Origin of the sequence: Sulfurovum sp. (assembly GCF_041562805.1) — a bacterium.
Classification (GTDB): domain Bacteria; phylum Campylobacterota; class Campylobacteria; order Campylobacterales; family Sulfurovaceae; genus Sulfurovum.
Map to the genome: position 1 here is coordinate 1 of NZ_JBFFOH010000015.1, position 13,372 is coordinate 13,372.

Annotated in this window: 15 protein-coding genes; 11 read left to right on the forward strand and 4 right to left on the reverse strand. The window is 38.8% G+C overall.

Annotated features, from left to right (window positions below):
* A partial coding sequence (locus tag ABYK33_RS03540; protein WP_373031568.1) for a L,D-transpeptidase occupies positions 1–826 on the forward strand: 826 nt, incomplete at its 5' end.
* A 32-nt stretch (positions 827–858) separates the two neighbouring features.
* On the opposite strand, the gene ABYK33_RS03545 is transcribed toward ABYK33_RS03540, so the two are convergent.
* The gene (locus ABYK33_RS03545; protein ID WP_373031569.1) at positions 859–2,328 is read right to left on the reverse strand and encodes an alpha/beta hydrolase; all 1,470 of its coding nucleotides are present in this window, start codon (positions 2,326–2,328) and stop codon (positions 859–861) included.
* 26 nt (positions 2,329–2,354) lie between these two features.
* Positions 2,355–3,122, reverse strand: a complete 768-nt coding sequence (locus ABYK33_RS03550; RefSeq protein ID WP_373031570.1) for an energy transducer TonB — start codon at positions 3,120–3,122, stop codon at positions 2,355–2,357.
* 193 nt (positions 3,123–3,315) lie between these two features.
* Here ABYK33_RS03550 and hemL point away from each other — a divergent pair, with 193 nt between their 5' ends.
* From hemL to ABYK33_RS03590, 8 genes are read left to right on the forward strand one after another with little or no spacing between them, the layout of a single operon-like run.
* Complete coding sequence (gene hemL / locus ABYK33_RS03555; protein WP_373031572.1) at positions 3,316–4,608, forward strand: glutamate-1-semialdehyde 2,1-aminomutase; 1,293 nt, start codon at positions 3,316–3,318, stop codon at positions 4,606–4,608.
* 57 nt (positions 4,609–4,665) lie between these two features.
* Positions 4,666–5,178: a ferritin gene (locus ABYK33_RS03560; RefSeq protein WP_373031574.1), complete on the forward strand. Its 513-nt coding sequence runs from the start codon at positions 4,666–4,668 to the stop codon at positions 5,176–5,178.
* A gap of 18 nt (positions 5,179–5,196) precedes the next feature.
* Positions 5,197–5,499: an AtpZ/AtpI family protein gene (locus ABYK33_RS03565; RefSeq protein ID WP_373031575.1), complete on the forward strand. Its 303-nt coding sequence runs from the start codon at positions 5,197–5,199 to the stop codon at positions 5,497–5,499.
* Positions 5,492–6,034, forward strand: coding sequence for a hypothetical protein (locus ABYK33_RS03570; protein WP_373031576.1), 543 nt, complete (start codon positions 5,492–5,494; stop codon positions 6,032–6,034). The genes ABYK33_RS03565 and ABYK33_RS03570 overlap by 8 nt, the downstream gene beginning before the upstream one ends.
* Positions 6,035–6,069: 35 nt before the next feature.
* Entirely contained in the window at positions 6,070–6,783 is a 714-nt protein-coding gene (locus ABYK33_RS03575; RefSeq protein WP_373031577.1) for a peptidoglycan recognition family protein, read from the forward strand.
* On the forward strand, positions 6,783–8,327 hold the full coding sequence (locus tag ABYK33_RS03580; protein ID WP_373031578.1) for a sodium:solute symporter: 1,545 nt from the start codon (positions 6,783–6,785) through the stop codon (positions 8,325–8,327). The genes ABYK33_RS03575 and ABYK33_RS03580 overlap by 1 nt, the downstream gene beginning before the upstream one ends.
* Before the next feature lie 28 nt (positions 8,328–8,355).
* Positions 8,356–8,583: a DUF4177 domain-containing protein gene (locus tag ABYK33_RS03585; protein WP_373031579.1), complete on the forward strand. Its 228-nt coding sequence runs from the start codon at positions 8,356–8,358 to the stop codon at positions 8,581–8,583.
* Complete coding sequence (locus ABYK33_RS03590; protein ID WP_373031581.1) at positions 8,583–8,795, forward strand: hypothetical protein; 213 nt, start codon at positions 8,583–8,585, stop codon at positions 8,793–8,795. Before ABYK33_RS03585 ends, ABYK33_RS03590 begins: the two co-directional genes overlap by 1 nt.
* 25 nt (positions 8,796–8,820) lie before the next feature.
* Here ABYK33_RS03590 and ABYK33_RS03595 read toward each other — a convergent pair whose 3' ends face one another.
* Both ABYK33_RS03595 and ABYK33_RS03600 read right to left on the reverse strand, forming a co-directional pair.
* Positions 8,821–9,969 carry a pyridoxal phosphate-dependent aminotransferase gene (locus ABYK33_RS03595; protein WP_373031582.1) on the reverse strand — a complete coding sequence of 383 codons (1,149 nt, stop codon included), beginning with the start codon at positions 9,967–9,969 and terminating at the stop codon, positions 8,821–8,823.
* Between the two features lie 82 nt (positions 9,970–10,051).
* Positions 10,052–11,074, reverse strand: a complete 1,023-nt coding sequence (locus tag ABYK33_RS03600; RefSeq protein WP_373031584.1) for an alpha/beta fold hydrolase — start codon at positions 11,072–11,074, stop codon at positions 10,052–10,054.
* A 230-nt stretch (positions 11,075–11,304) separates the two neighbouring features.
* Between ABYK33_RS03600 and ABYK33_RS03605 the strand changes: the two genes are divergently transcribed.
* Together ABYK33_RS03605 and ABYK33_RS03610 are read left to right on the forward strand one after the other, a co-directional pair.
* The gene (locus ABYK33_RS03605) at positions 11,305–12,381 is read left to right on the forward strand and encodes an anhydro-N-acetylmuramic acid kinase (protein ID WP_373031585.1); all 1,077 of its coding nucleotides are present in this window, start codon (positions 11,305–11,307) and stop codon (positions 12,379–12,381) included.
* Positions 12,374–13,354: an aminoglycoside phosphotransferase family protein gene (locus ABYK33_RS03610; protein ID WP_373031586.1), complete on the forward strand. Its 981-nt coding sequence runs from the start codon at positions 12,374–12,376 to the stop codon at positions 13,352–13,354. Before ABYK33_RS03605 ends, ABYK33_RS03610 begins: the two co-directional genes overlap by 8 nt.
* The last annotated feature ends 18 nt before the right edge of the window (positions 13,355–13,372 follow it).

A 13,372-nucleotide genomic window follows, 5' to 3' on the forward strand; every position in this document is an offset into this window, starting at 1 on the left:
AGCATTCAATACGAGTAAACCTGCAAATATACCGCTCATGAGTGAAACGATCACATCTTTGGTTATAATAGCTAAAATGATTGTCAGCAACGGGATTGCTATTGATAATATTCCATATTCCATAGAAGGATTATACCACATGAAGATTGTACTTGCACTATGTCTGACACTTATCACACTACAGGCACAAACAAAACAACTTTTGGTTGTAACAACAAAAAACTGGTCTACTCCTACAGGTAGTCTGCAACGTTATGAACTTCATGACACAAGTTGGCAAAAAGTAGGAAAAGAGATAGGTATTAAACTGGGTAGAAATGGCTTAGGTTGGGGTATAGGACTACATGATGTACCTAAAGATGCTAAGATCATTAAAAAAGAAGGAGACGGTAAAGCGCCTGCAGGTATCTTTAAACTCAATCAAGCCTTTGGATATGCACCCTTAAAGATCAACTATCCGTATGAGGTCTATAAAGAGACAGATCATTGTGTCGATGATGTGAACTCTAAGTATTATAATAAGATCGTTGACAGTACCAAGATAGCCAGAGACTACAAAAGTCACGAACGTATGAAGTTTCCTCAAGACTACTACAAGTTTGGGATAGTGGTTGATCATAATGGCATCACAGATGGTGCAACGTCTAAAAAAGGTGCTGGCTCATGTATCTTTATACATATCAAGGATATTCCAACGGCTGGATGTACCGTGATGAGTGAGCGTGAAATACAAGAAGTGTTACGTTGGCTTGACCCTAAAGCAGAACCTCTTTTGGTACAGGGTACAGAAGAAACAGTAGAAGTGTTATGGAAGAGACTAAAATAAATCTCTTCCAGTGTATACCTTGATCGAACAACTTATTCCAACCCCATAAACTCCAGAACCCTTTGCTTCGTGTAGGCATGAAAAGGATTCCACCGTTGTCTAAGAAAAGATCCTGCGGATGTCTGTAAGACAGATGTCTCTCCATACATAGCCAAATAACCAAGTTCTATACCTGGGCTTTTTGGTGCATCTCTATCTCCATAAAGTGGATCATGATTACTTATCGGCATAGCCAGGTGTGAGAGTGAATAGATATCACGAGGCCATGCAAGATCAAGTTTTTTTCTTATTTTCTTATTTGTTATTTGCATGAGATGTCCATCTGTCGAATTCATATCACTAATTAAGTCAAATCTATAACGAGGATTTGATGGAGTGTCGCGTAGTTTTTGGATCGAAGTGGAAATATTCTTTTTAACAAGATGGTAGGAGTTGAATTTATGGTTCATATCGAAGAGTACCAGTGAATGATCTCCCTTAGGAAGACGTTCATAGAACTTATGTACTGTATCAGAGACGGTTACAGTAGAGTCTATAATAGAAGCAAAACTTAAGACAGGAGGAAACGGTTTTTTCGGCTTGCTATTTGAAAGATATTTATCGAGATTTTTTTGTACTTCATTACACACACGATAGACTTGATCACCTGCATTCACTGCAAAAGAGGCATATTTAAAAGGATCGAATTCAGGATTGATGGAATTCCATTCGAGTTTGGGTAAATTAAAAAGATGTCCTATACGACTTTGCCATATAGCAAGGGGTGCTGCTTTCGTAACCCCTATAGCAGGAGAATAAAATATAAGACTTGAAGGTAATGTTAATGAAGAGTCATCAAGTGCTGAGAGTGTATAGTTTAATGCCAAAGGTGCGCCGGTAGAGTAGCCCATGATGTGGATGGGTTTGTCTCCAAGTTTCTGTGTTAATCGCTCCATACCTATATTGACAGCAGCTGCCATATCCTGCCATTTTATCTCTCTGAGACCTGAAGGAATGGTACCGTGACCAGGCATACGCATAGCAACAACCCATACTCCATGTTTATGTAGATACTCTGCTTGTGTATGAAGACTATAGGGAGAATCAGACATACCATGTAAAAGAAGAACTCCCATCTTTGGGTTTTTAACAGGGAGTTCAAAACTTCTGTTCCATGCTTTCTTCCAGCGTTTAGGGTCAGAAAAGCTGTCTCTTGTATAACGGTAGAGACGGTTTCTTTCATTAGGTAAGATCTTATCATATACTTCACTGTCAAGTTCAGAAAAGAGTTTGTCTTCCAATGCCATGTAGGCATCAAAATCTTTCACTTCAGAATCAGCAGTAAACTCATTTTTCAGTGTGGTTGTATGCCATGTAGAAAGAGAAGGAAGTGATTTTATATAGAGTGCAAAAGCGATGACACTTAGGAGTAGTGCACCTGTAAAAGCATGTATAAGTATTCGAGTGGCTTTACGTACGGACCACCAAGGAAGTTTAATTAAGATATTCTCTAAGATACTCATAAAAACCACCTCTTTAATACTGTGTGTTAATAGATACTATACTTTACATAAAATATGATTTTAGTCTTCTTATTTGGTAGAGGATATTCTTTATAGGCTGTGCGTATCACGTCTATAGTATTTTGATCTAAAGCCTCATACCCTATGTGTTTTTTAAGTTTAAGGTCAGAAATATCACCATTTGGGTGCAAGTAAAAAGAAACCACATTGGTTCCCTGTTGTCTGGTTCTCACCGCAATATCCGGATAACCGTTCCGGGTAAGCGTATTTTGTGTAATGCGGTGGATCGTACCCAGGTTGTTCTTAATGAATTTCTTTTGGGTCTCACTATAGGTATTAAATTCTGGTCCATACAGTTGGTTGATCATTCTTTGACCATAACTGCCAGAAGATGAGGTTCGTCGGCTTGGTTTGGCAGCGTACATAGAAGTACCTGAGCCCATAAGTGCATTGGCAAGAGGATCACTTGAACGTTTAGGCTGTCTGTATGTTTTTTTCTTTTTAACCACCTTTTTCTTCTTTACTTCCTTTTTAACGACTTTTTTTACAGGTTTTGGTTCTATCTTGGTTACATTGTTCTCTTCCGTACTTTTTTCTACAAAAACCTTTTTACTCTCATCCAACACTTTTCTTTTTACCTGTTCTACTTCAGGTTTAGGTTCTATCTTTTTTTCCACTACAGGTTTAGGCACAGGTGGCGTAACAACAGGTTGAGGTGGAACTATTGGCTTTGGCTTAGGTTGTGGTTTTGGCGTAGGAGGAGGCGTGGCTATTTGCTGTAGATTAAGACTCATTTTCTTATCTTGTGTCGGAGGAGGCATAAGAGTGATATTATTCCAATTTTTGGTAAAAAGAAGCAAAATAAGCAAATGTAACAATAAAGAGAGTAATAATGCTTTCAGCTTTCTGATGGTTCTCTCCTGCTATATAGCCCTAAGTGCCGTTAGTGTATAATCTTTGCAATTATACATAATGAGGATTAATAACATGGCATATGACAAAAGTATAGCAGCATTTGAAGAAGCATATCAAGTGATACCTGGAGGCGTTGATTCACCGGTACGTGCATTTTCAGGAGTAGAAGGAACACCACCATTTATAGAAAGAGGAGAGGGTGGATACCTTTTTGATATTGATGGAAACAGATATATTGATTATGTGCAAAGTTGGGGACCACTTATTTTCGGTCATGCAGATGCAGAGATAGAAAGTTCTGTGATAGAAGCTGTCAAAAGAGGACTGAGTTTTGGTGCACCTACTACAGTAGAGACAGAATTGGCAAATGAAATCGTTACACTTTTTGACAGCATAGATAAAGTACGTTTCGTAAGTTCCGGTACAGAGGCAGTAATGTCTGCTATCCGTTTAGCTCGTGGTGTGACAGGTAGAGATAAGATAGTAAAATTCACAGGATGCTACCATGGGCATTCTGATTCACTTCTTGTACAGGCAGGTTCAGGTTTAGCTACTTTTGGTAGCCCATCAAGTCCTGGTGTACCTGCAGATCTTACAAAACATACACTATTGGCAACGTATAATGACATTGCATCAGTACATGCATGTTTTGAAGAGTCTCCAGAAGGTATCGCATGTGTGATCATCGAGCCTATCGCTGGAAATATGGGTCTAGTCCCAGCAGAGGAAGCATTTTTGGAAGAACTAAGATGTCTTTGTACCAATCATGGTGCACTCCTCATCTTTGATGAAGTCATGAGTGGATTTAGAGCGTCACTTAAGGGTGCACAGGGTATATCAACAGTGAAACCAGATATGGTGACACTTGGTAAGGTCATCGGTGCAGGTATGCCGGTAGGTGCATTTGGTGCATCAGCAGAGATCATGGCTCACCTTTCTCCAGAAGGTCTGGTCTATCAGGCTGGTACACTTTCAGGTAACCCTGTTGCTATGGCGGCAGGTCTTACAAGTCTTAAAAAACTCAAGTCCAATCCTTCACTCTATGTGTCACTGGGAAACAAAGCTAAAAAACTTATGGATGGTTTCAAAAAAGCTGCTAATGCTGCGAATATATCTTTAGTGACTGATGTAAGAGGAAGTATGTTTGGTTTCTTTTTCTCAGATAAGCCTGTTAAGAACTTTGATGATGCACTGGAAAATGATACTGCTACATTTGCCAAATTCCATAAGGGAATGTTGGACAGAGGTATTTACCTTGCATGTTCTTCCTATGAAACAGGTTTTATCTGTGCTGCTACAACAGAGGAAATGATAGATGAAACTATCAAGGCTGCGTATGAAGTAATGGCAGAGATCACGGCTTAGCTTAATGCTAGAGGCTGAGATTTTTGTTATACTAAATAAATTGATTAAAGGATACACATGATTTCAAAAAAAATGACAAAAGAATTGAACGAACAATTAAACAAAGAATTCTATTCGGCATATCTATATCTTTCGATGTCTGCATACTGTAATAGAAATGATTTTTCAGGTTCTGCAAATTGGTTTTTGTTGCAGTATCAAGAAGAGCAAGAGCATGCTACACGTATCTATAACTATCTCATAGGGCAAGATGCTAAAGTAGTACTTCAAGAGATTGCTAAGCCACCTAAGAAGTTTGGTTCATTGCTTGAAACATATGAAGATAGTTTAGCGCATGAGCAGGACATGACTAGAAACTTTAATGAATTGAGTGACTATGCTTTAAAGGAAAAAGACCATGCTACATATAACCTATTGCAGTGGTTTGTAAATGAGCAAGTTGAAGAAGAAGCAACAGTCAGTGAGATCATATCAAAGTTAAAAATGGTTGGTGGAGATGGCTATGGACTTTTGATGATCGATAGTGAACTTGGTAAACGCTCTGTTATAGACAGTGATAACTCACAATAATTATATTTAAGAGAAATAATGGGAAAAGAAGAACCTAAATTTAAAAAACTGGTGAATGCCGCAGACGGACTTAGTCTTGGTATATCCATGGTTGTTGCTGTACTTATGGGTGTAGGTATTGGAATAGGGCTACAAAAGCTTACAGGAGCCTGGTGGACACTCTGGATAGGGGTATTTATAGGTATTGGTGCTGCTGTTTCTAATGTCTACAAAGCGTATGCTAAACAGAAAAAGTCTTTGGATGAACTCGCAAAAGACCCAAGATATACCTACAAAAAAGAGCAACAAGACAAGTATGACGCAGAGGATGACGATGAATAGTATGAACCGTAAGATCCTTACGGTCCTTATTACTGTTGATGTTTTACTACTATTAGTGTCAATCATATTTTTTGATATGAAAGTGCTTTACAATACACAAATAGGCTATATCACTGCTTCACTTGTAATGGTGGCCTCTATACTCAGCTATCGACGTATGGTCAATGCCCGTGTTAAACATAACATTGTGACCATGGATGATAGTAAAGATGTTATAGACAAACTTGAAGACCCTTATGATCTCTATAGTGAAGATACCATAGAAGATGAAGAAATAGACTTTGTGCAAACGGTTAAAGAAGAGAAAAAGAAACTTAAAGAGAATAGACGCACTGTCTATCAAACTATAAAAGACACAAAAGCAGCACTGTCCATCTACAGATTAGGGGCATATGCTGTACTTATCTTAGGTTTTCTATACCTAAACAGACATGACATGCTGCATATCCCAAGTTATATTATATCTTTGGGGATCCCATCAGTGATTCTTGTTTGGGTACTCTTAAGAGAAAAAGAAAACCATAGCCAAGATTAGATAAAATAAGTCCAACTAGAACTCAGGATTTATTAATGACAAGAACTCTACTCTTATGTATCGCACTCCTTTCTTTCACTGCATGTGGGAAAGAGGAAGTGAAGCCTTTAGTCTGCAAAACAAAACTCATACAACCACTTCAGATCACTGATAAGCGCATAGATTTCGGGCCTGATCGTATCGCAATGACCAAAGAGTATATCAAGTCACATTACGGAAAAGATGTGGACAATATAGAGATCACGCCTAAGATCATTTTACTTCACTGGACTGCGGAAATGGACTTTGACAAATCATTTAAACGTTTACAGCCGGAAAAGCTTCTCTCAGATAGAAAAGATATCGTGAAAGCCTCAGCTTTAAATGTATCTTCTCAGTTTATGGTAGCACGTGACGGTACGATCTACCGTTTGATGCCAGAGAACTGGATGGCCCGTCATGTGATCGGACTGAACTACTCAAGTATTGGTATTGAGAATGTAGGAGGAAAGGGTAACAAGATAGACGATTTAACTCCTGCTCAACGACAGGCAAATATAGATCTTGTTTTTTATCTCAAATCAAAATACCCTAGTATTGAGTATCTTGTCGGTCATCATGAGTATAAGCAAATGGAGAGTACTTCTTTGTGGCTGGAAAAAGACAAAGGGTATAGAACTGTAAAATCTGATCCTGGTGAAAAGTTCATGTCAGATATCAGAAATGGTGTAAAGTGCCTGAATCTTAAAGCACCACCTAAAGGGAATTAATGAACTCTGCATTCAGTACCCTTGACTGGGGAATATTTTTTGCATATTTTTTAGTATTAACAGTTACATCCGTGCTTTTAAGCCAAGTGAAGGTCAAGAGTACACGTGATTATTTTGTAGGAGGGAACAGCGTTCCTATGTTTGCCGTAGCTATGTCTGTCCTGGCTACCTCACAGTCTGCAGCTACTTTTCTTGGAGGTCCTGAGTACTCGTATGGGAAAGACCTTACTTTTATTGGCTTTTATATCTCAGCTTTTTTAGCTGTGATCTTTGTAGCAAAAGTCCTCATTCCCCGTTTTTATGCTATCAATGCGGTGACTGTTTATGAGTTGTTAGAAGTACGTTATGGCAGCCGTGCTAAAAAGCAGGCAGGGGTGATGTTCCTCATCGGTCGTCTCTTTGCTTCAGGGGCTAGACTCTATATAGGTGCACTGGCCATCTCGATGATACTCTTTTTAGACATCACACCTACGCATGTAGCTATCTCTATCAGTATCTTAATGTTGGGTGCTTTGGCATATGTCTATTTTGGTGGAGTGAAATCGGTCATCTTTTCAGATATTATTCAAGCTATAACGTATATTGGAGCAGGTATTGCTGTACTGGTTTATTTGTATATGACGATAAACACGGATTTTAGTACCATCGTTTCCACATTACAGGCTGATAACAAACTTGTCTTACTAGATTGGTCTATGTCTGGCGGCTTTTCTGTTTGGGCATTACTTGGTGGCTGGCTATTGCTCAACATTGCAGCCTACGGACTTGACCAGGATATGACACAAAGGGCTTTGACATGTAAAAATGCCAAAGAAGCACAAAATTCACTCATGATGAGTATCTACCTTACTATCCCTGTAGCCATACTCTTTTTGTTCATAGGTTTACTGCTTTACCTCTTTTACCAACACCCAGAACTTTCAGGGCTTAGTACAGAGGTAGTGCAGAAGTTTGAAGGTGAGAAGATAACCATCTTTATGTACTACATCTTACACGAGATGCCAGAGGGTATGCGAGGGCTTGTGACAGTAGGTGCCGTAGCTGCTGCGCTTAGTAGCTCTAATTCAGTGCTGGGAGCCATGAGTTCTGTAGCTATAGAAGACCTCTACAAACCATGGAAACAAGCACGTGCAAATGTAGATGAGATGCACTTCGTCAAAGCAGGGCGTAACGCGGTACTATTCTTCGCAGTCGCACTCTCACTCATGGCGATGCTAAGCTACTACTGGCAACGCTACACAGAACTGCCACTGCTTAGCTTTGCCCTAGGTGTGATGGCGTTTGCGTACACAGGGTTGCTTGGTGTCTTTGGAGCGGCTATCTTTACCAAACGTGGTAATGCTACGACTGTGCCGTTGGCATTGCTGGGAGGGTTCATGACAGTATTGTTGCTTCAGCCTTATGTACTTGGTGATCATTTGGAGACATTGTTAGGTTTTAAAGTAGGATTTGCATGGCAAATACTTATTGGAACAGCAGTGGCATTTGGGGCAATGATGATGGGAAAACCAAATCGTATGAACGCTAGTGGCATTGTGTTATAATAAATGAATCAAAGCTAAAGGAACAAGTGTGCAGGAAAGAGCTAATGTCGAATATAAAGCGATCGTTTATCAAGAGAGTATGTTAGGCTCACTATTCTTGGCTGGAGCTAAGGTAGATCCTGTAAAGTTTAGTGAGTTTTTAAATAAAAATGCTCAAAATGGCTGGCGAGTAGTGACAATGGAAAAAGATATACGAAGAATGCTTCTTTTTTTCAAGCGTGAAGCATATGTAGTGTTAATGGAAAGGGAAAAATAATGAAAATAGCAACGATAATATCTACGATACTCTTGGTTATATGGGTAATTCTCACCATGGTAGTGATGTGGACAGATGAAATAGATACTACATTGTATATCAAACTCTCTGTAAGTATGGGAATACTTGTAGTAGCTACTATACTCATAGCTCTCGCACTTAGAGAGTATGGTTCTGAAAAGAAGCTCAAAGATCATAACTACCTAGACTAAGATAGATACCTATGCTTCATATTGCTTATTGAAGGTTTTTCAATCTCTCAATAGCCATATCAAGCTCTTCTTCTTTTTTTGAGAAACAGAATCTTGCGAGATTGATACCTTTACTGTCCTGATAGAATGCTCTTGCAGGCACAGCAGCGATACCTGTTTTTTCCAGAAGGTTTACAACTTTTTCTTTATCATCTTCACCTTCCAGTTTAGAGATATCAGCAAGTACATAGTAGGCACCTTTAACATATTCTGCACTTAGTCCGGCATCATTGAGCGCTTTGATGAATTTATCTCTTTTTTTCTGATGCTCAATGGCTACATTTTCATAGTAGGACTTTGGCAGTTCGTTCAGTCCTTTAAGTATACCGTTTTGCAGTGGTGCTGGCGGACAGACGTATATTAGGTCATTAAATGCAGAAGCTGCATCAATGATCTCTTTTTGAGTGATCGCGTATCCCAGTCTCCATCCCGTGATAGAATAGATCTTGGAAAAACCGGATATGACAACGGTTCTCTTTTTTAAACTCTCTATACTAAGTGCAGATACAAACTCAAGACCATCATAGATGAAATGTTCATACATCTCATCACTAAAGAGGAACAGGTCGTTTTGATTGATGATCTCTGAAAGGTTTTCCAGCTCTTCTCTGGTATAAACTTTTCCACTCGGATTTGAAGGGTTACAGATGAGTATGGCTTTGGTATCTTCAGATATCTGATCTTTCAGGTATTGAAAGTCTATCTCATAAGCCGGTGGGGTAGTTCGGATGTATTTTATTTTACAACCTATAGATTTTAGCGTTGCTACGTGGTACCCATAGTAAGGTTCAAAAAGTATGACTTCATCTCCTTCATTGAGTAGAGACATAGCAGTAGCATAAAAAGCTCCTGTTGCTCCAAGACTCACAAGTATGTTGTCCACATCAACACCCTGGTCATAAAAATCATTCTGTTTTTTTGCTATAGCTGCTCTTAATTTGTAATTACCGTATGCAGAGGTATAGGTATTCTTACCACTGTCTATCCCTTCTTTTGCCCCTTCTACAACAGGGTGTGGTACTTCAAGGTCACAAAGTCCTTGTGCCATATTGAGTCCATTTTTCTCATTACAGAGGATAGACATCGCTCTGATCTCAGATTGTGCTATATTTTTTGCGCGATTACTTAGTTTCATAGTTACCTAACTTGTTTTATTTGTTGAAGTATAGTTGAACTTCACTTATACAAACAACAAACATGGAAAGGATATTAATCTGTTATCTATTATCTGCAATATCCAGCGCACTGTTCAGGGCATCTTTAAAACGGTCAAAATTTTCAATCTGAGGTAGATGTCCCAAGTCTTTTAATTCATATAGCTCTGCATCAGGGATAAGCTTAGCTGCAGATTTTCCTAAGAGGTCATAACGTCCTAGTTCATAAGTAATACCAGCTCTTTTCCACTTTCGACCAGGACCTGTTCGGTCACGAGTTCCTATAATGAGCTTGACAGGCACAGAGAAGTCTTTAAATTCTGTAATAACAGGTTGTGTAAAGATCATATCGTATGTCTGTGCATTGACCCAGGCTATCTGCTTTTTATCCGGACCCTGTATCTGTCCTATCATAAAGTATGTCAGTGCTTCATACTTCTCATTCCATTGTCCATCATAATAATTTTTTTGTTGATAATTATTGATTTTTTCTGCTGTTTTGCCCAGTTCAAATTTATAAAAGAAGTCAGTATCCTTATATTCTACATACTGTAAATAGTTTTCTAGTCCGATCGGATTTAGTAAAATCAGCTTTTCTACCGTTTGTGGATACATAAGTGTAAAACGACTGGCTAGCATTCCTCCCATTGAATGGCCAATGACAATGCTTTTTTCTATTTTAAGAGTATTCATTAACGCACGGGTATGATGTGCTAAGGATGCAAAAGAATATTGATAATTGGTAGGTTTTGATGACTTACCAAAACCTATTTGATCAGGGATCAACACCCCATACCCTTGTTCCTGTAAATAAAGTGCTGTAGAGGTCCAATAATCTGCATTAAAGTTCTTTCCATGCATCAAAGTGACGATCGGTTTACTCTTTTTTCCTGGAAGATAGATATATGCCATTTTCAATGCTTGACCCTGAGAATCAAAGTGAAAATAGTTCACCTCAAAATCATATTTATACTCACTTAGTTGTGCATCGTATTGCAGGATGGAAGTATTTTCACTCTTCTGTGCAAATACAGAGGAAGACAACACAAAGAGTAGAACGAGACTCATTAAATTAAATTTGAACATATATTCTCCTATATAACTATATTTTATGTAGTATACAAAAAATAACAGACTAGTTACTTGTGATTAATACTGTTTGTATTTCTAATAACTTTTATTCTTACATATCTAGTATAAATCACTTTCATTTTTCAAATTATTATCTGATATAATATATAGATTTATAAACCATAGCAATCGCTTAGTAATAGTGCGTTATATTACTTGTACCAATCAACGGAAGTAGAAAAATAATGATGAATAAAGAACGTTATATAGGTATCATGTCCGGAACATCACTTGATGGAGTAGATGTGGTATTGTGTGAAATAGGTAATTCAGACTGTACACTTATCAGCTCTTTGGAGTATCCAATTCCTCTGGAACTCAAGTCAGATATATTAATGATGATCGAGAATAGAAGTACTTTGGAAGCGCAGGGGGAGATAGACCATCGTTTAGGTTTACTTTTCACTCAGGCTGTAGGTGCTTTGCTTATTCGTGAGAACATAGATGCAAGCAGTATCACCGCCATTGGTTCACATGGACAGACACTGTGGCATTCACCAACAGGTGAGCATCCTTTTTCTATGCAACTGGGTGATCCTAATATCATAGCTGCAAAAACAGGCATAGCAGTGGTTGCAGATTTTAGGCGTAAAGATATAGCCTTTGGCGGTCAGGGGGCACCTTTTGCGCCAGCATTCCATGAATTTATATTTAGTAATATTAAAAGTGCCGTTTCGGTTGTGAACATCGGTGGTATGGCAAATATCACAGTACTGGGTGAAAAACTTATAGGGTATGACACAGGCTGTGGAAATGTTCTTCTTGACATGTGGGTAGCAGAACATCAGGGCGTCTCCTATGATAAAGATGGAGAGTGGGCGAGAACAGGTTCTGTAGATTATGGACTTTTGGATCGTATGATGTCAGATGATTACTTTGAAAAGTCATATCCTAAAAGTACAGGCAGAGAAAAATTTAATAAAGCTTGGCTACAAGGATATCTTTCTGGGCACACGCATAATCCAGAAGATGTACAAAGAACGCTTCTTGAACTTACAGCGTTGAGCATAAGTAATGAAGTTCTGAAATTCAATTCCGATGTGACATTGTTTTGTGGCGGGGGTGCAAAGAATGCATTCCTTGTTGAACGCATTAAATCATTGATGCCAAATGTTGAAGTTGCCATAGCTACCAATGCAGACCAGATAGAGGCTATGACCTTTGCATGGCTTGCGTACAAACGTATGCACAATGAAAAAGTCAATTTAAAAGATGTAACAGGTGCAAGAGAAAATGCAGTTTTAGGAGGCATATATGCATAAAGAGTTAAAAGGATGGTTGGAGTCGCTAGGTATAGAGGAGCAAGATCTTCGCGCTCTACATGGAGATGCAAGCTCCAGAAGCTACTATCGTCTTGAAAATAATGGTGGTGGCATTGTGATGGATGCTTCAGAGGCCAAAGAAAGTGTCCCGATCTTCATCGGTATGGGCAAGAGACTCATGGATGCAGAAGTACGCATTCCGACCATAAAGTCCTATGATCTGGATAAAGGTTTCATTTTCTTAGAGGATATAGGCTCTACCCATTTACTCGATAAGTGTGTTGAAGGTGTTGATGCAAGACCTTATTATGACAAAGCCATTGAAACTTTGGTTCAACTACAAAGCACTTCTTCTAAAGGCTTGGAACCTTATGATGAGAGCTTTTTATTAGAAGAGATGAACCTCATGACACAGTGGTACCTCAAAGAGTATTTGGATACTACCCTTGAATGTTTGGAAGGGCGTATGCTTTTGGAGAGTTTTTCTCTGATAGCCAAAGAGGTACTGAGTCAGCCACAAGGTATTTTTGTGCATCGTGACTATCATGCGCGAAACTTAATGCTAGACAGTAATGATGATATAGTAGTGATAGACTTTCAAGATGCAAGAGATGGAGCTTTGACGTACGACTTGGTCTCATTGCTCCGTGATGCCTATGTTAAGCTTGATGCAAGAGAGCTTCGAAGACTCATCTTACTTTTTAGAGACCTAAAAGATCTGGATGTAGATGAAGAAACATTCATCCGTTGGTTTGACTTTACAGGTTTACAGCGACATATCAAGATACTTGGTATCTTTGCCAGACTTTCCATCAGGGACGGTAAAAAAGAGTATTTGAAAGATATTCCTATGACATTGAAGTATATTTTGGAGGTGGGATATAAGTACCCTGAATTGAATGGATTGATCTCTTTATTAAAATCGCAGTATGGTGAGTTTAAAGATGCACCTGCAACGATGAAGATATTTTAAGTGCCTCACTGCCTAACA